The 16863-nt window shown below is 63.3% G+C and carries 14 protein-coding genes; 5 read left to right on the top strand and 9 right to left on the bottom strand.

Features of this window, described 5'->3' with window-relative positions:
* Window positions 1–15: 15 nt before the first annotated feature.
* The 4 genes from ABMA32_RS02090 to ABMA32_RS02075 all read right to left on the bottom strand — a co-directional run bounded on the left by ABMA32_RS02090 (window position 16) and on the right by ABMA32_RS02075 (window position 4675).
* Window positions 16–1620: a glycoside hydrolase family 43 protein gene (locus ABMA32_RS02090; RefSeq protein WP_349012071.1), complete on the bottom strand. Its 1605-nt coding sequence runs from the start codon at window positions 1618–1620 to the stop codon at window positions 16–18.
* Window positions 1621–1628: 8 nt separating this feature from the next.
* Window positions 1629–2675, bottom strand: coding sequence for an L-glyceraldehyde 3-phosphate reductase (gene mgrA / locus ABMA32_RS02085; RefSeq protein WP_349012070.1), 1047 nt, complete (start codon window positions 2673–2675; stop codon window positions 1629–1631).
* A 30-nt stretch (window positions 2676–2705) separates the two neighbouring features.
* Complete coding sequence (gene gndA / locus ABMA32_RS02080; protein WP_349012069.1) at window positions 2706–4127, bottom strand: NADP-dependent phosphogluconate dehydrogenase; 1422 nt, start codon at window positions 4125–4127, stop codon at window positions 2706–2708.
* A gap of 116 nt (window positions 4128–4243) precedes the next feature.
* A complete protein-coding gene (locus tag ABMA32_RS02075; RefSeq protein ID WP_349012068.1) occupies window positions 4244–4675 on the bottom strand; it encodes a Fur family transcriptional regulator in 432 nt (143 codons plus the stop codon).
* A gap of 198 nt (window positions 4676–4873) precedes the next feature.
* Here ABMA32_RS02075 and ABMA32_RS02070 point away from each other — a divergent pair, with 198 nt between their 5' ends.
* Genes ABMA32_RS02070 through ABMA32_RS02050 form a run of 5 tightly spaced genes read left to right on the top strand, consistent with a single transcriptional unit; the run spans window position 4874 to window position 10311 of the window.
* Window positions 4874–5728 (top strand): metal ABC transporter substrate-binding protein, encoded by an 855-nt coding sequence (locus ABMA32_RS02070; RefSeq protein WP_349013304.1) that lies wholly within the window; start codon window positions 4874–4876, stop codon window positions 5726–5728.
* A gap of 16 nt (window positions 5729–5744) precedes the next feature.
* The gene (locus tag ABMA32_RS02065; protein ID WP_349012067.1) at window positions 5745–6650 is read left to right on the top strand and encodes a manganese/iron ABC transporter ATP-binding protein; all 906 of its coding nucleotides are present in this window, start codon (window positions 5745–5747) and stop codon (window positions 6648–6650) included.
* A 32-nt stretch (window positions 6651–6682) separates the two neighbouring features.
* Entirely contained in the window at window positions 6683–7519 is an 837-nt protein-coding gene (locus ABMA32_RS02060) for a metal ABC transporter permease (RefSeq protein WP_349013303.1), read from the top strand.
* Window positions 7516–8358, top strand: a complete 843-nt coding sequence (locus ABMA32_RS02055; RefSeq protein WP_349012066.1) for a metal ABC transporter permease — start codon at window positions 7516–7518, stop codon at window positions 8356–8358. Before ABMA32_RS02060 ends, ABMA32_RS02055 begins: the two co-directional genes overlap by 4 nt.
* Before the next feature lie 48 nt (window positions 8359–8406).
* A complete protein-coding gene (locus ABMA32_RS02050) occupies window positions 8407–10311 on the top strand; it encodes an adenylate/guanylate cyclase domain-containing protein (protein WP_349012065.1) in 1905 nt (634 codons plus the stop codon).
* Between the two features lie 12 nt (window positions 10312–10323).
* On the opposite strand, the gene ABMA32_RS02045 is transcribed toward ABMA32_RS02050, so the two are convergent.
* The 5 genes from ABMA32_RS02045 to ABMA32_RS02025 all read right to left on the bottom strand — a co-directional run bounded on the left by ABMA32_RS02045 (window position 10324) and on the right by ABMA32_RS02025 (window position 16821).
* Complete coding sequence (locus ABMA32_RS02045; protein WP_349012064.1) at window positions 10324–11436, bottom strand: ABC transporter ATP-binding protein; 1113 nt, start codon at window positions 11434–11436, stop codon at window positions 10324–10326.
* 46 nt (window positions 11437–11482) lie between these two features.
* Window positions 11483–13132, bottom strand: a complete 1650-nt coding sequence (bglA, locus tag ABMA32_RS02040) for a beta-galactosidase BglA (protein WP_349013302.1) — start codon at window positions 13130–13132, stop codon at window positions 11483–11485.
* 22 nt (window positions 13133–13154) lie between these two features.
* The gene (locus ABMA32_RS02035) at window positions 13155–14309 is read right to left on the bottom strand and encodes a carbohydrate ABC transporter permease (protein ID WP_349012063.1); all 1155 of its coding nucleotides are present in this window, start codon (window positions 14307–14309) and stop codon (window positions 13155–13157) included.
* 1 nt (window position 14310) lies between these two features.
* The gene (locus ABMA32_RS02030) at window positions 14311–15321 is read right to left on the bottom strand and encodes a carbohydrate ABC transporter permease (protein ID WP_349012062.1); all 1011 of its coding nucleotides are present in this window, start codon (window positions 15319–15321) and stop codon (window positions 14311–14313) included.
* A 141-nt stretch (window positions 15322–15462) separates the two neighbouring features.
* Window positions 15463–16821, bottom strand: a complete 1359-nt coding sequence (locus ABMA32_RS02025) for an ABC transporter substrate-binding protein (RefSeq protein WP_349012061.1) — start codon at window positions 16819–16821, stop codon at window positions 15463–15465.
* Between the last annotated feature and the right edge of the window lie 42 nt (window positions 16822–16863).

Here is a 16863-nt window from a genome sequence, read left to right as displayed (position 1 = left end):
CGGCCGTCGTTTTTTTCAGGCAGGGCGATAGAGGAAATAGTCGAAGTCGGCCGGTTTCGCCGCGCCGCTTGTGTCGAAGGCGACCATACCGACGAACGCGCCGGTGAAGGAGCCATGTTCGCCGCGACCGGCTTCGTCCGAGACGATGCTGGCGTCCAGCGTTGGGCCGACCGGCTTCCAGTCCTGGCCTTGCCGGTAGCTGAAACGAAGCTCGGCGTGATCGACATCGGCCGCCAGCCCGATGGGTCCTTCGCCGAGCGGGATCGGCTCCGGCAGGGGAAAGGTAAGCCGGGCGTCGGGCCAATCGCCGAGACAGCTCATGATCGTGAGAACGCGGCCAAGTTTTTCGTCATGGGTGACGGCGAGGAAATGGAGCTTGTGCCGGTTGTAATAGAGCGTCAGGCCAGCGGCCTGCTGGAACGTCTCAGGCGAAAAGTCGAGTTCGGTTTCCGCGCGGAACGAAAAATCCTGCTGGCGTCGTGCGACAACGGCCTGCTCGAAGAAACTGCCTAGCGACTCCCTGCCGATGAGGCGCAGATGGCCCGGCCGTTCCGTCAGCGAGAAGATGCGCTCGGGGAAGGGCGTGCGCAGCCACTGGAAGTCGAGCGGCAGGCTGGCAGTATCGAAATCGTATCGCATCTCGGGGTCGTTCGCGGGCGGCACTGCCTCTGCGGGCGCTTCCACGTCGACCAGCGGGACGACGCTTCCATGCGCCATGCGCAGCCAGCCATCCTCGCCCCAGACGCATTTCTGGATGGCGGTCTCGCGCCCGAGCGGCGAGCGCCGCAGTCCGGGAAGCGGTCGCGAGCAAAGATGCGTGTGATAGAATTCTCCGTCCGGCGTTTCGACGATCTGGCCGTGGCCGGCACGAGGCAGCGGCGCATCGGCCGCGTCCTTCGACGTGATTATGTGCGCGTCGGGGTGCAGTTCGTACGGCCCGTCGATGCGGCGCGCGCGCGCCATGGTGACAGCATGGCTGTAGCCGGTACCGCCCTCGGCCGTCGTCAAATAGTACCAGCCGTTGCGCTTGAAAACATGCGGGCCCTCGACCAGCCCGAGTGACGTGCCCTTGAAGATGTTCTTCACCGGTCCGACGAGCGTTCCGGCAACCGGGTCGTATTCCTGCAGCAGGATGCCCGCGAAGGAAGGCGTCTTCGGCTGGCCGCCGACGCCATGCGAGACGTGGCTCCAGAGCATGTTGAGGAACCATTTTTTCCCGTCATCGTCATGGAAGAGGGACGGATCGAAGCCGGACGAGTTGACATAGACCGGATCCGACCACGGACCTTCGATGGCAGGCGCGGTGACGATGTAGTTGTGCGTGTCCTTGAAGTTGCCGTCGAGGCGTTTCACGTCAGTATAGACCAGCCAGAACAGGCCGTCGGCGTAGGACAGGCAAGGCGCCCACACCCCGCCGGAATCCGGGTTGCCGCGCATGTCGAGCTGGCTTGCCCGGTCGAGCGGACGCTGGACCAGCCGCCAGTTCACGAGATCGGTCGAATGGTGGATCTGGACGCCGGGATACCATTCGAAGGTGGACGTCGCGATATAGTAGTCGTGCCCCACCCTGCAGATGGACGGGTCTGGATTGAAACCGGGCAGGATGGGGTTGCGGATCATTGCTTTCTTTACTTTCGAGCGGGGCCTTCGCGCTCGGCAGATTTCGCCCAGAGATTGATGTTGGCGTCCTTGGCGTAGCGGTCGATCTCGGCAAGCTCAGCGGCGCTGAAGTCGAGGTTCTTCAACGCACCGACGCAGTCCTCGACCTGGCCCGGCTTGCTGGCGCCGATCAGCGCCGTAGTGACGCGACCGCCCCGCAGCACCCACGCGAGCGCCATCTGCGCCAGCGTCTGGCCGCGCTTTTCAGCGATCGCGTTCAATGCCTTGATGTTGGCCAGCGTCCCGTCCGACAGGAAGCTCTCGCGCAGCGACTTGCCCTGCGTCGCGCGGCTGCCCACGGGCACGCCGCCGAGATATTTCGCGGTCAGCATGCCCTGCGCCAGCGGCGAAAAGACGATCGAGCCGACGCCGAGCCCATCCAACGTGTCGAGAAGGCCATCTTCCTCGATCCAGCGGTTGATCATCGAATAGCTTGGCTGGTGGATGATGAAGGGCGTGCCGAGCGAACGCAGGATAGACGCGGCCTCGCGCGTGCGCTGCGAATTGTAGGAAGAGATGCCGACATAGAGCGCCTTGCCGGCGCGTACCGCTGAATCCAGCGCGCCCATCGTCTCCTCAAGCGGCGTGTCCGGGTCGTAGCGGTGCGAATAGAAGATGTCGACATAGTCGAGACCCATGCGCTTCAGGCTCTGGTCGAGGCTGGAGAGCAGATATTTGCGGCTGCCCCATTCGCCATAAGGACCGGGCCACATGCCGTAGCCGGCCTTGGTGGAGATCACCAGTTCGTCGCGGAAGCCGTCGAAGTCCTTGCGCAAGATGTCGCCGAACGCCAACTCGGCGGAGCCGGGCGGCGGGCCGTAATTGTTGGCGAGATCGAAATGCGTGATGCCGAGGTCGAATGCCTTGTGGCAGATCTCGCGCTTCACCTGATGCGGCGTGTCGTCGCCGAAATTGTGCCAGAGGCCGAGCGAGATCGCCGGCAGCTTCAGTCCCGAATTCCCGCAACGATTGTAAATCATCGCGTCGTAGCGATTGTCGGCCGGATGCCAGCTCATAGGAGCCTCCTTATTTGTGCCGTGCGTGCGTCAGGCCGCGCCGCTGCCCCATGGGCCGTGATGCGCGCCCGCCTCGTCGATGCGCTCGAAACCATGGGCGCCGAAGAAGTCTCGCTGCGCCTGGATGACGTTCGACGTTCCGCGCCCGAGCCGGTAGCTGTCGAAATAGCCGAGCGCCGAGGACAGCGCCGGTGTCGGCAGGCCGGCCTCGGCCGAGCGCGCCACGATGCGGCGAAGGCCCGAATGCGCTTCCTTCATCATCGCGACGAAGGCGGGAGCAATCAGCAGGTTGGTGACGGGGCCGCCGGAGAAGGCCGTTGCGAGCGTGCCGAGGAACTGGGAGCGGATGATGCAGCCGGCGCGCCAGATTTTTGCGATGGTCGGCATCGGCAGGTTCCAGCCGAATTCCTTCGAGGCCGCGGCCATGACGGCGAAGCCCTGCGCATAGGCGGCGATCTTGCCGGCGAAGAGCGCGGATTCGAGATCGGCGAGCACTTCGTCCTTTTTGCCCGTGAATTTGCTTACGCCGCCGGCGCCATAAACCTTCTCAGCGGCGACGCGCTCATCCTTCAGCGACGAGAGCACGCGCGCGGCGACGGCCGCCTCGATGGCGGTTGCCGGGATGCCGAGCTGCTGCGCCTCGATGACCGACCATTTGCCGGTGCCCTTCTGGCCGGCGCGGTCGAGGATCATGTCGACCATAGGCTTGCCGGTCTTCGGATCGTCGGCCGCGAGCACCTTGGCGGTGATCTCGATCAGGTAGGAATCGAGCCGGCCCTCGTTCCACTTAGCGAAGACCGATCCGATCTCCTTCGCACCCATTCCCAGCCCGTCGCGAAGGATGCCGTAAATCTCGGCGATCATCTGCATGTCGGCATATTCGATGCCGTTGTGGATCGTCTTGACGAAATGGCCGGCTCCATCGGTGCCCAGCCATGCCGCGCAGGCTTCTCCGTCGTATTTCGCGGCAATCGAGGTCAGTACCTTTTCGACGCGCTTCCATGAGGCCTCGGTGCCGCCCACCATGATCGACGGGCCGTGGCGCGCGCCCTCCTCTCCACCCGACACGCCCATGCCGATGAAGGTGAGGCCGGAGCCGTCCAATTCCTTGAAGCGGCGCATCGTGTCGCGGAAATTGGCGTTGCCGGCATCGATTATGATGTCGTTGGCCGACAGAACGCCGCGCAGATGCGCGATCTGCTCGTCGACGGCGGCGCCTGCCTGAACCATGATGATGACCGGACGCGGCGGACGGATCGCGGCGGCGAGGTCTTCGATCGTCTCGCAGGGAACGATCATGTCGCTAAGCGGGCCGGCTTCTGCCTTGAACTGATGCGTTTTGGCCACCGTGCGGTTGAACACCGCGATCCTGTTGCCCTTCTCGGCGATGTTGAGGGCAAGGTTCGAGCCCATAACGCCAAGGCCGATCAGTCCGATTTCGGCGTCCGCCATTGTTTCCATCCCTTGATTGAGCGCCGGTACGGGCCGGCAATTCGATGTAATTTCGCCGGGATGTTTGACCCGCGTATGAAGCTTCGTCAACCTATGCGGTGATCTCGTGAAAACCCTTAGCCCGCGCGGCGCTTGCGGCCATAGAGTTCGAGCCGGTGGTGCACGATGTCGTAGCCCAGCGATTTCGCGATCTCGTCCTGCAGCTGCTCGATCCGGTCCGACTTGAACTCGATCACGTCGCCGGTTTCTATGTCGATCAGGTGGTCATGATGATCGCCGCCGGCGTGTTCGAACCGCGAAGGCCCGCCCTCGAAGGCGTGGCGGTGGATCGCTCCCATGTCGCCGAGCAGCTTCATCGTGCGATAGACGGTCGAGAGCGAGATGGAGGGGTCTTCCGCGGAGGCTCGCCGAAAGATTTCGAGCGCGTCCGGGTGATCTTCCGTCTCCGACAGGATGGCGAGGATGACGCTGCGCTGGCGCGTGATCCGCACACCCTGCCGGCGCAGTTCCTTCTCGTAGTCGATCCGTTTCGGCGTTCGTTTGACCATGTTTCCCCTATAGGCCAGTTGACAGTCAGTTGCAAAACCAAAGGCCGCGACAGGCGGATCGGCTCGCAGTCTAGTTGCAAACGAGTTGCAACTGCATTGACAGATCGTTGCCCAGCCGCTATTTGAAGGAGACCAACCTGAAAAAGCGATGAGAATGCCATGACACGACTGATAGCCGCGCTTGTGTTTGCTGCCGCCATGACCGCTGCAGGGCAGGTCGCCGCGCAGGAGAAGTTCAAGGCGGTGACCACCTTCACCGTGATCGCCGACATCGCGCAGAATGTCGCGGGCGATGCGGCGGTGGTCGAATCCATCACAAAGCCGGGCGCGGAGATCCACAACTACCAGCCGACTCCGGGTGATATCAGGCGAGCACAGGGGGCCCAACTCGTGCTCTGGAACGGCATGAACCTCGAACTCTGGTTCGAGCGCTTCTTCCGCAACCTGAAGGATGTCCCGGGCGTCATCGTCTCCGAAGGCATCGAGCCGATGGGCATCGCCGAGGGTCCCTACACCGGCAAGCCGAACCCGCATGCATGGATGTCGCCAACGGCGGCGCTGATCTATGTCGACAATATTCGCGATGCCTTCGTGGAGCACGACCCGGCCAACGCCGAGACCTACAAGGCCAACGCGGAAGCCTACAAGGTAAAGATCACGGCGACGATCGCGCCGATCAAGGCGGAACTCGACAAGGTCCCTGAAGACAAGCGCTGGCTGGTGACGAGCGAGGGCGCGTTTTCCTATCTCGCGCACGATTTTGGCCTGAAGGAACTCTATCTCTGGCCGATCAACGCCGACCAGCAGGGCACGCCCCAGCAGGTCCGCAAGGTCATCGATGCCGTGCGCGAACATGACATCCCCGTCGTCTTCTCCGAGAGCACGATTTCGCCGGCACCGGCCGAACAGGTCGCGCAGGAGACCGGCGCGAAATATGGCGGTGTGCTGTATGTCGATTCGCTTACGGAGGCCGACGGCCCTGTGCCGACCTATATCGACATGCTGCGGATTACCTCCGACACGATCGCCAAGGGATTGGCGCCCTCCTCCTGAAAGTGAATTCACGCCGATGAATGTCCAACCCGCCAGGCAGGGCAGCGCAGTTTCCGACTCTGGAGCCGGTATCTCCGTGAGGGAGGCGACAGTCACCTACCGCAACGGCTTCACGGCCCTACGTGACGCCAGCTTCCAGATTCCCACCGGCACCATCGCAGCACTTGTCGGCGTCAATGGATCGGGCAAGTCGACGCTATTCAAGGCGATCATGGGCTTTGTGCGTCTCGCCAGAGGCGACATTCGCGTGCTCGGCCTGCCGGTCGCCGACGCCTTGCGCAAGAACCTCGTCGCCTATGTGCCGCAGGCAGAGGAGGTCGACTGGAATTTTCCTGTGTTGGTCGAAGACGTCGTGATGATGGGCCGCTACGGCCATATGGGCATGATGCGCAGGCCAAAAGCTGCCGATCGCGCGGCCGTCGATGAAGCGCTGGCCCGCGTCAACATGACGGAGTTCCGCAAGCGCCAGATCGGCGAGCTTTCAGGTGGCCAGAAGAAGCGCGTCTTCCTCGCCCGCGCGCTTGCACAGGACGGCCGCGTCATCCTGCTGGACGAACCCTTCACCGGCGTCGACGTGAAGACCGAGGACCAGATCATCGGCCTGCTGCGCGAGCTTCGCGACGAGGGCCGGGTGATGCTGGTGTCGACGCACAATCTCGGCTCGGTGCCGGAATTCTGCGACCGCACCATCTTCATCAAGGGAACGGTGCTGGCGTACGGGCCAACGGCGGAAACCTTCACGCAGGCGAACCTGGAAAAGACCTTCGGCGGTGTCCTGCGCCATTTCGTGCTGGGCGGCGAGCATCTGCATGATGACGACGACCGCCGGCGTGTTTCCGTCTTCACCGACGACGAGCGGCCGCTGGTCTTCTATGGCGAGAAGGGCAAGATGGAGCAGAAGTCCAGCGGGGAGCGCAAGTGAGCTTCTGGCTGGAGCCCTTTTCCTACGGCTACATGGTCAACGCCATGTGGGTATCGGCGCTGGTCGGCGGGGTCTGCGCCTTCCTGTCCTGCTATCTGATGCTGAAAGGCTGGTCGCTGATCGGCGACGCGCTCTCGCATTCGATCGTGCCCGGCGTGGCGGGCGCCTACATGCTTGGCCTGCCGTTCGCCATCGGCGCCTTCTTCTCGGGCGGTCTTGCGGCCGCTGCCATGCTGTTCCTCAACCAGCGCACCAAGCTGAAGGAAGATGCAATCATCGGCTTGATCTTCTCGGCCTTCTTCGGGCTTGGCCTGTTCATGATCTCGATCTCGCCGACCTCGGTCAACATCCAGACCATCGTACTAGGCAACATCCTGGCGATCACGCCCGGCGACACGCTGCAACTCGCCATCATCGGCTTCGTGTCGCTGGCGATCCTGCTGGTGAAGTGGAAGGACCTGATGGTCGTCTTCTTCGACGAAAGCCACGCGCGATCGATCGGCCTCAAGCCGACCGCTCTCAAGATCATGTTCTTCATGTTGCTGTCGGCATCGACGGTCGCAGCGCTGCAGACGGTCGGTGCGTTCCTCGTCATCTGCCTTGTGGTGACGCCGGGCGCGACGGCCTACCTGCTGACCGACCGGTTTCCGCGCCTACTCGTGATTGCGGTGCTGATCGGCTCGGTCACCAGCTTCGTCGGCGCCTATGCGAGCTACTTCCTCGACGGGGCTACGGGCGGCATCATCGTCGTGTTGCAGACCGTGATCTTCCTGATTGCGTTCTTCTTCGCACCCAAGCACGGCATGCTGGCGGCACGGCGGCGGGCGGCACAGGCGCTGGAGGCACAGGCGCTGGAGGGCGGAGCATGATTGACATGCTGCTAGAGCCCTTCCAGTTCGACTTCATGGTCAATGCGCTGGTGATCTCGACACTGGTCGCCGTGCCGATGGCGCTGCTGTCCTGCTTCATGGTGCTGAAGGGCTGGTCGCTGATGGGCGACGCGATCAGCCACGGCGTCTTCCCGGGCGTGGTGATCGCCTACATCGTGGGCTTCCCCTATGCCATCGGCGCATTCGTGGCCGGCATGTTCTGCGCCGTCGCCACCGGCTTCCTGAAGGACAACAGCCGCATCAAGCAGGACACCGTGATGGGCATCGTCTTTTCCGGCATGTTCGGGCTGGGACTCGTCCTCTACGTGAAGATCCAGTCCGACGTGCATTTCGACCACATCCTGTTCGGCGACATGCTCGGCGTGTCGTTGGGCGACATCGCGCAGGCGGCGGCGATCGCCGCGCTGACGGCCGGCATCATCGCCATCAAGTGGAAGGACTTCCTGCTGCACGCGTTCGACCCGGCGCAGGCGCGCGCCATCGGGCTTCGCGTCAACCTGCTGCACTACGGACTGTTGGCGCTGATTTCGCTCACCATCGTCGGTGCGCTGCAGGCAGTCGGCATCATCCTGTCGATCGCCATGCTGATCGCCCCGGGCGCGATCGCCTTCCTGCTGACGCGGCGGTTCAGTGCCATGCTCATGCTGTCATTGTTAATTGCGATGGCGGGCTCGTTCCTCGGCGTCTATCTGTCCTTCTTCATCGACAGCGCGCCGGCTCCAACCATCGTGCTGCTCCTGTCTGTCGTCTTCGTGATGGCGTTCGTCGTTTCCCGGCTTCAGGCTGCGCGGGCTGAGCGAACCGCCGAAGCCGGCTGAAGTACCCACGGCCTTGCATTTGGCCGATTCGTAGGGACATTTGCCGGCATGGAGTCATCGACCGAACCCGTGCGTTTCGTCCGGTCCGCCGAAAAACAACGGCGGCGCATTCCCGTCGCGGCGATCATGGCGCTGAGCTTCGGCGCCCTGGTGCTCCTATCGATCGGCGGCGTGCTGGCGCTGACGGTTTGGGCGAATGTCCGCAATACGCTCGACCTGTTGGGCGCGCAGTCGACCTTGCTCGTCGACGCAATGGAGGATTCGCTGCGCGCGGAGATGGGGCAGGCCGAAGGCGCGGTCAACGGCGTGTCCCGGCTCTATGCGGATAGCGAGTTCGAGATAGACGACAACAGGATGACAGCGGCCCTCTCGGGCGCGCTGGCGGGGGCGCGACCGGCCACCGCGATGCTGATCTGTACGCCAGACGTTGTGTGCCGCGGTGTCGCGCGCCAAGCCGATGGCCGTATCGAGCCGCTTCTGGCTGAGGCCGAGAAGACGCCGCAAATGCGAGCAGCGCTCGCGGAGCGCAGCAAATCCGAAGGGTTGGTCTGGGGCTCGTTCGTCACCAATGAACACGGCCTGTTTGCCAATGTGTCGATGCCGCTCGTGCGCGACGGTGTGGCGCAGGGCTGGGTCATCGCGGCGGTCGAACTGCACAAGCTGTCCGAGATCACGCGTGACCTCTCCTCGCGGTTCGGCACGCACGCCTTTATCCTGGATGGCGAGGACCGCATCATCGCCGACCAGCGGCTGGCCGACCGGCCGGTCGGCTCGGACGGGATCCGGCCCTTGATGCCGCTTTCCGCCTATGGCGATCCGGTTCTGGCAGCCTATCCGAGCCGCCAAGCCGGCGACCAGTTTGGCAATGGACGAACGCGGGACGTGGAGCTTTCCGAGATCAATGTCGATGGAGAAGACAGAAACTGGTGGAATGGCGACGGCTACGTAGCCATTACCCGCCAGATATCGGGCTACGGAGCCGAACCCTGGACGATCGGAGCCTACTTTCAGGGCAGCGAGATCGGACGCGAAGTCGAGCGCGTGGTCGGATCCGCCATGCTCGGGCTTGGCGCGATGGCAGCCGCTGTCATCGTCGCGATCCTATTGGGAAGGCGTCTATCGCGCCCGATCGGACAGATCGCCGGACAGGCCACCCGAGTTGCCAATTTCGATCTGGACGATGTCGAGCCACTGCCGCGCAGCCGGGTTAAGGAACTGGACGAACAGGCGCTGGCCTTCAACGCCATGCTGGTCGGGCTGCGGGCCTTCTCGACCTATATCCCGCGCTCGCTCGTCGCCAAGCTGGTGCGCTCGGGCGAGATCGGCGTTGCGGAGCCGCATGAGGCCATTGTCACCGTGATGTTCACGGACATCGTGGGCTTCACGACGCTCTCGGAAGAGCTGGACGTCACGGTCGCTTCCGACCTGCTCAACCGCCATTTCGCTTTGCTGTGCCGCGCCATCGATGCCCATGGCGGCACGGTGGACAAGTTCCTGGGTGACGGGATGATGGCGTTCTTCGGCGCGCCGGACCGGCTGAAAGGCCATGCGGCGGCAGCGGTACGCGCCGCCATCCAGATACGCCACGATATCGCGGCCGACAACAAGGCCGCGGCGGCGGAAGGCCGCCCGGCTCTGCGTGTTCGGATAGGCATCCATACCGGGCCGGTCGTCGTAGGCAACATCGGCGCGTCCGACCGGGTGAACTATACGATCATCGGCGACACGGTGAATGTCAGCCAGAGGCTGGAGGGGATGGGCAAGGAACTCGCCCCGCAGGAAGAGACGGCGATCGCCATCTCGGCCGAAACGGCTTCTCGCCTCGACGAGCGTTTCGAGGTAACCTCCGCCGGCCTGCACCGGCTGCGGGGGCGCGGCGAGCCGGTCGAAGTTTTTCTTGTCGGCGACGTTGGCGAGTCAGTCGCCTTAAGGCAGCAGGCGGGCGCGGCCTAGGCGAAGCTTTTCCTATGCAGCGATTGCCGGCGTCGCGACGCGCGCAAAGGAACGGCCTTCGGCGTTGAAGATGTGCAGCGTGGCGGGATCGGCATCCACCTTCAGCACCTCGCCGCGCTTCAGCGGCGTGTTGCCCGGCAGCTTGACGACCAGCGGCGCGTCCGCGCGGCCGATGTCGAGATAGACGAGCTGAACCTCGCCGAGCTGCTCGATGTAGTCGACCTTGCCCTCGAACAGCACGCTCCCGCCGGTGGCAACGCGCAGATCCTCCGGCCGGACGCCGAAGCTGATCGATGCGCCTGCGGCATCGGCAGGTGTCGCGACAGGAACCTCGGCCTTGAGGCCGCCCGTGATCGCGATCGATGTCGTGGAGCCGGCCTTCTCGACCGTCGCCGGCACGATATTCATGGCAGGCGAGCCGATGAACTGCGCGACGAACAGATTGCCCGGATGGTGATAAAGCTCCATCGGCGTGCCGACCTGTTCCACGCGTCCATCCTTCAGCACGACGATGCGGTCGGCCAGCGTCATCGCCTCGACCTGGTCGTGCGTGACGTAGATCATCGTCGTGTTAGGCATCGATTCCTTGAGCTTGGCGATCTCGATGCGGGTGGCGACGCGCAGGGCGGCGTCGAGGTTGGAAAGCGGCTCGTCGAACAGGAAGACCTTCGGGTTGCGCACGATGGCGCGGCCGATGGCGACACGCTGGCGCTGGCCGCCCGACATCGCCTTGGGCAGGCGGTCGAGATATTTGGTGAGCTGCAGGATGTCCGCCGCCTGCTTAACGCGGCGGTCGATCTCGGACTTGCTTTCGCCCGCGATCTTCATGCCGAAGGCCATGTTGTCGTAGACGGTCATGTGCGGATAGAGCGCATAGGACTGAAACACCATGGCGATGCCGCGCTTCGACGGAGGCACGTCGTTGACGACGTCGCCGGCGATCTTGAGTTCGCCCGACGTGATCTCCTCAAGGCCGGCGATGGTGCGCAGGAGAGTCGACTTTCCGCAGCCGGACGGACCTACGAAAACGATGAACTCGCCCGACTTGATGTCCAGGTCGATGCCGTGAAGGATGTGGATGGCGCCGTAGGACTTCTTGATCTGCCTCAGCGTGAGATCTGCCATGGTCTGCTCCTGACGTTTCCTTGTCCTTGTATTCCGGCCGGCCGAACTAGTCCAGCCGGCCGAACCATGCTCCATAACCCTGGAATTCTATCCTGCCGCCGTCGGCGCTGGCAGAGAAGCCGTGACCGCCGATCGGCTGCCCGCCCTTGCCCGCGCCGAGGTCGATGGTCGCAGGGTCCGATCCGAGGTTGAAGGCGCAGACGATGCGCTCGTTGCCCTCGCTCCGCGCGAAGGCAAGCGCGTCGCCTTCGACGGCCAGAAACTCGATGTCGCCCTTCACCAGCGCCGGGTAGTTCCGGCGGAAGGCAAGGAAGCGCCTGTAATGTTCGAGCAGGGATTCCGGGTTGCCCTGCTGCCGGTTGACAGCCAGAGGGAGGTGCTCTGTCGCCACCGGCAGCCAGGGTCTTACATCGGAGAAACCGCCATTGGCCTTGCCGCCGTCCCAAACCATCGGCGTGCGACAGCCGTCGCGTCCTTTGAATTCAGGCCAGAAACGAATGCCGTAGGGGTCCTGCAAGTCTTCGTAGGAAATCGTCGCCTCGGTCAGGCCGAGCTCCTCGCCCTGATAGAGACAGACGGAACCGCGCAGAGACATGAGAAGCGCGGAGACGACCTTGAGATAGGCGAGCGGATTGGGCTCGCTTGCCGCCCAGCGCGTGGCGTGGCGCACCACGTCATGGTTCGAGAAGGCCCAGCATGACCAGCCGTCGCTGGCCACCCGGCCGAAGGCCTCCAGCACGGACCGCGCCTTCGATGCGCCGATCTTCTCGGGCGCGAGGAAGTCGAAGGCGTAGCACATCTGCACCCGGTGATCGCCCGCCGTGTAGGCGGCGACGACTTCGAGGCCCCGCTGCGAGTCGCCGACTTCGCCAACGGCCGCAGTCGCCGGATATTCGTCGAGAAGCGCACGGAATCGCTCGAGGAAGGCGAGGTTCTCGGGCCGGCTCTTGTCGTAGATATGGTCCTGATAATTGTACGGGTTGACCGACGGCGCGGTCTGGTCGTTGCGCTCTTCCGGCGGCAGCGCCGGATTGTTCTCCAGCCCCTGCGAGTGGAAGTAGAAGTTGATCGTGTCGAGACGGAAACCGTCGACGCCGCGCTCCAGCCAGAAGCGCGTGACGTCGAGCAGGGCATCCTGCACTTGCGGGTTGTGGAAGTTCAGGTCCGGCTGCTCGGCCAGGAAATTATGCAGATAATATTGCTGGCGGCGCGTGTCCCACTGCCATGCCGAGCCACCGAAGATCGCCAGCCAGTTGTTGGGCGGCGTGCCGTCCGGCTTCGCGTCCGCCCAGACATACCAGTCCGCCTTCGGATTGTCCTTGCTCGACCGGCTTTCCGCGAACCACGGGTGGATGTCTGCCGTATGCGAGATCACCTCGTCGATCATCACGCGCAGGCCGAGCCTGTGCGCCTCGGCAATCAGCGCATCGAAATCGGCGAGCGTTCCGAACATCGGATCGACGTCGCGATAGTCGGAGACGTCATAGCCAAAATCCTTCATCGGCGACTTGAAGAAGGGCGAAATCCAGATCGCATCGACGCCGAGCGAGGCGATGTAGGGCAGTCGCTGAATGATGCCCTTCAGATCGCCGACACCATCCCCGTTCGAGTCCTGATAGCTGCGCGGATAGATCTGGTAGATCACCGCGCCGCGCCACCAGTCGCGGTCGGGAGCAAGTTCCGGCTGAACCTTCATTTCACGTATTGCCGACAAGAGGTCAGCCTCCTTTCACGGAGCCCGCGAGCAGGCCGCGGACGAAATAGCGCTGTAGCGAGAAGAACACGGCGAGCGGCACGAGGATAGTGACGAAGGCCGACGTGGTGAGGATTTCCCAGTCGCCGCCGCGCGAGCCGAGCAGCGCGTTGAGCTTGGCCGTGAGGACCAGTTCGCTCGCATCGGTCTTGAGGAAGACCATGGCGACGAGCAGGTCGTTCCAGACCCAGAGGAACTGGAAGATGGCGAAGGACGCCAGCACAGGGAAGGACAGCGGCAGCACGATCTTGAGGAAGATCTCGAAGTCGCTGGCGCCGTCGATGCGCGCCGATTCCATCAGTTCCTTGGGCAGGCCAGCCATGTAGCTTCGCAGCAGATAGATGGCGAAGGGCAGGCCGAAGCCGGTATGCGCCAGCCAGATGCCGAGATAGGTCTTGGACGGCACGCCGAAGAAGAGCGCGACGCCGTTGTAGAGCTGGAGGAGCGGGATCAGCGTCATCTGCAGCGGCACGACGAGAAGGCCGATGATGGTGGCGATGATGAGCGCGCGGCCGGGAAAGCGCATCCACGCGAGCGCATAGGCGGCGAAGGCCGCGATCATGATCGGAATGATGGTGGCCGGGACGGTCACCGTCAGCGAGTTTATGAAGGATCGACCGATGCCTTCGGAAAACAGCACCGTCTCGTAATTCTCAGTCGTGAAGCGGGGCGGCGCGGACGAGGCATAATAGATGCGTTGGCCGCGCGTGCCTTCGAAAGCCACGGGCGACGTCATGACGAAGCTGCCGTCCGCGTTGATCTGCAGCGTCACGCCATCGCCGAGATCGGCCGTCTCGCCGACGGTATATTGCGTCGGTGCTGCGGAGCGCAGGCCGAAGGCGCTGACCTCGCGTGCCGGTGCGTCACCGAAGATGTTGCCCTCGATGACGAACTTGCCGTCCTTCTCGACCTGGCTTTCCGGCGCAGGCAGGCGTCCGGCCTCCGTCTGTGTTGAACTGGCGAATGCGTTCCACCAGCCGGACGCGATGATCTGGTCCTTGTCGCGCAGCGACGAGACGAGGATCCCGAGCGTCGGGATCGTCCAGATGATGACGAAGACGAGAACGGCGAGATGGACGCCGAACTTGCCGAGGAAGGATTTACCGCGTGCGTTGGCCATCTCAGCGCCCTCCCTCTTTGTTGGCCTGCCGGATGTTCCAGATCATGATCGGCAGCACGGCGATCATGATGATGATGGCGATGGTTGCGCCACGCCCGAAATCGCCGCCGCCGCGGAACATCCAGTCGAACATGAGATTGGCGAGCACCTGGCTGTTCCACTGGCCGTTGGTCATGGTCAGCACGATGTCAAAGACCTTGAGCACCAGGATGGTGATGGTCGTCCACACGACGGCGATCGTGCCCCATATCTGCGGGATCATGATCCGCCAGAATATCTGGAACGGATTGGCTCCGTCGATCACGGCGGCCTCGATCGTCTCTTCCGGAATGCCACGCAGCGCGGCCGACAGGATCACCATGGCAAAGCCGGTCTGGATCCAGATCAGGATGACCATCAGGAAGAAGTTGTTCCAGAAGGGCAGCGATATCCAGACCTGCGGCGACCCGCCCAACCACTGCACGATGGCGTTGAGCAGGCCGATCTGAACCTGCCCGTCGCCGCGATACTCGTAGATGAATTTCCAGATCACGCTGGCGCCGACGAAGGAGATGGCGAGCGGCAGGAAGATCAGGCTCTTGGCGATCGTTCCCCACCAGATCTTGTCGGTGAGCACGGCAATGACGAGGCCGAGGAAGGTGCAGGCGGCGGGCACGACGGCCAGCCAGAGGATGTTGTTGAAGATGGAGTTGCGGAACTCGCGGTCGCCGAAGGCCCACGAATAGTTGGCAAGGCCGACGAAGTTTTCGCCCGCGCGGTCATGGAAGGAGAGGTAGAGCGTCTGGACGACGGGATAGATCAGGTAGACGACCAGGATCAGCAGCGCGGGGCCGATGAAAAGCCAGGGGCGGATCAGGCCCTGCCGACGCAGATTGTTCACGGCGGCCATTCCGGTCACGCCGCGCGACGGAAAGATCAGGTCGAGAAGTTTGTTCGCGCCCCAGAAATAGGCGATGGCCCCGCCGACGCCGATGATGATCGTGATGATGGCCGAAAGTATCTGAGAAGCCACTTTATCCTCCCCTGTTGCCGCGCCTGGCCACGGCGCACGCGCCGTTCGGGCAGGCGTCTTGCAGTCTTGACCCGGGCCGGAAGGCCCGGGTCGAAATCGGATGAGGCGCTGGATGCCGGAAAGGCAACCCGCATGCAGTCTTTACTTGATGGCGTCCCAGCTTTTCTGGATGTCGGTCGCGACCGCCTCGGGGGATTTGCCGCCGACGAGATCGATCATGCCGGTCCAGAAGGCACCCGCGCCGATCTTGCCCGGCATCAGGTCGGAGCCGTCGAAGCGGAAGGTCGATGCGTTGACGAGGATCTCGCCCTGCTTCTTCAACGCAGCGTTGGCATAGGCGTCCTGATTCACCGTCTTGAGCGGCGACAGCAGGCCGGACTGCGCCATCCAGATCTCGTGGGCGAGCGGCATTTCGAGGAACTTGATGAATTCGCGCGCGGCCTTGGAGTCCTTGGTGATGGCGACGAGCGTGCCAGCGCCGAGCACCGGCGTGCCGAGTTCCGGCTTGGAGGCGAAGGGCGGCAGGTAGAAGAAGTCGGCATCTTCGCCCAGCACCGTGCCTTCCGGGAAGAAGGACGAGATGAATGACGCCTGGCGGTGCAGGTAGCACTTCGGCGGCAGGCCGAAGAGGCCCTTCGGGCTGTCACGGAAGTCCGTCGCGGCGACCGCCGCCTTGCCGCCGTCGACATATTTGTCGTTGGTGGCGATGTTGGCGAAGATGGTCAGCGCGTTAACGACGGCCGGATCGTTGAAGGGAATCTCGTTGGTGGTCCACTTGTCGTAGGTCTCGGGCAGCGCGGTGCGCAGCATGATGTCCTCGACCCAGTCGGTCGCCGGCCAGCCGGTGGCGCCGCCCGAACCGAGCCCGATACACCATGGAGTGCCGCCGTCGGCGACGATCTGGTCGGTCAGCGCCTGCAACTCCTCCCAGGTCTTCGGCACTTCATAGCCGGCTTCCTCGAAATTCTCGGGCACGTACCAGACAAGCGACTTCAGGTCGGCCTTGTAGGGAAAGGCGAAGAACTTTTCCGTGCCGTCCTTGTCCTTGTAGGTGCCAAGATCGACCCAGGACTGGCCGGCGCCATAATTGTCCTTGACGAAGGTTGCGACATCGTCGCCCAGCGGAACGAGCAGCCCCTTCGAGGCGAGGTCCTGCAGGAGACCGGGCTGCGGCAGGATCGCGATGTTGGGCGGGCTGCCGGCCTGCGTGTCGATGACAATTTGCTGTTCGTAGTTCTCGGACGACGAATAGTTGATCGTCGCGCCGGTTGCCTCGGTGAAATAGTCGAGGACCGAACGGACCAACGCCTCGTCCTCACCGCGCCACGGACCAAAAATGGTCAGAGTCTCGCCCTTGAGGTCGACCTTCTTGAGGTCTTCGAAATTCTGCCAGTTGAACTTTGCATCCTCGCCCGGAGCGAACTTGAGTTCAGCGGATGATGCGGGGATCGTGAAGGCAAGCGCTGCGAGTGCCGCGCCCAGTAAAAGGGTCTTCTTCATAGGCATTCCTCCCTGTGAACAGATACCGGCGACGGAACCTCC

The sequence above is a fragment of the Mesorhizobium quangtriensis genome (assembly GCF_040081925.1).
Classification (GTDB): Bacteria; Pseudomonadota; Alphaproteobacteria; order Rhizobiales; family Rhizobiaceae; genus Mesorhizobium_K; species Mesorhizobium_K quangtriensis.
This window is presented reverse-complemented; position numbering and strand designations above follow the sequence as displayed.

What these genes read in the sequence shown, in the direction of transcription:
- ABMA32_RS02090 (WP_349012071.1), bottom strand. Translation starts at nt 1,620, where the DNA reads ATGATCCGCAACCCCATCCTGCCCGGTTTCAATCCAGACCCGTCCATC.
- mgrA (WP_349012070.1), bottom strand. Translation starts at nt 2,675, where the DNA reads ATGAGCTGGCATCCGGCCGACAATCGCTACGACGCGATGATTTACAAT.
- gndA (WP_349012069.1), bottom strand. Translation starts at nt 4,127, where the DNA reads ATGGCGGACGCCGAAATCGGACTGATCGGCCTTGGCGTTATGGGCTCG.
- ABMA32_RS02075 (WP_349012068.1), bottom strand. Translation starts at nt 4,675, where the DNA reads ATGGTCAAACGAACGCCGAAACGGATCGACTACGAGAAGGAACTGCGC.
- ABMA32_RS02070 (WP_349013304.1), top strand. Translation starts at nt 4,874, where the DNA reads ATGACCGCTGCAGGGCAGGTCGCCGCGCAGGAGAAGTTCAAGGCGGTG.
- ABMA32_RS02065 (WP_349012067.1), top strand. Translation starts at nt 5,745, where the DNA reads ATGAATGTCCAACCCGCCAGGCAGGGCAGCGCAGTTTCCGACTCTGGA.
- ABMA32_RS02060 (WP_349013303.1), top strand. Translation starts at nt 6,683, where the DNA reads ATGGTCAACGCCATGTGGGTATCGGCGCTGGTCGGCGGGGTCTGCGCC.
- ABMA32_RS02055 (WP_349012066.1), top strand. Translation starts at nt 7,516, where the DNA reads ATGATTGACATGCTGCTAGAGCCCTTCCAGTTCGACTTCATGGTCAAT.
- ABMA32_RS02050 (WP_349012065.1), top strand. Translation starts at nt 8,407, where the DNA reads ATGGAGTCATCGACCGAACCCGTGCGTTTCGTCCGGTCCGCCGAAAAA.
- ABMA32_RS02045 (WP_349012064.1), bottom strand. Translation starts at nt 11,436, where the DNA reads ATGGCAGATCTCACGCTGAGGCAGATCAAGAAGTCCTACGGCGCCATC.
- bglA (WP_349013302.1), bottom strand. Translation starts at nt 13,132, where the DNA reads ATGAAGGTTCAGCCGGAACTTGCTCCCGACCGCGACTGGTGGCGCGGC.
- ABMA32_RS02035 (WP_349012063.1), bottom strand. Translation starts at nt 14,309, where the DNA reads ATGGCCAACGCACGCGGTAAATCCTTCCTCGGCAAGTTCGGCGTCCAT.
- ABMA32_RS02025 (WP_349012061.1), bottom strand. Translation starts at nt 16,821, where the DNA reads ATGAAGAAGACCCTTTTACTGGGCGCGGCACTCGCAGCGCTTGCCTTC.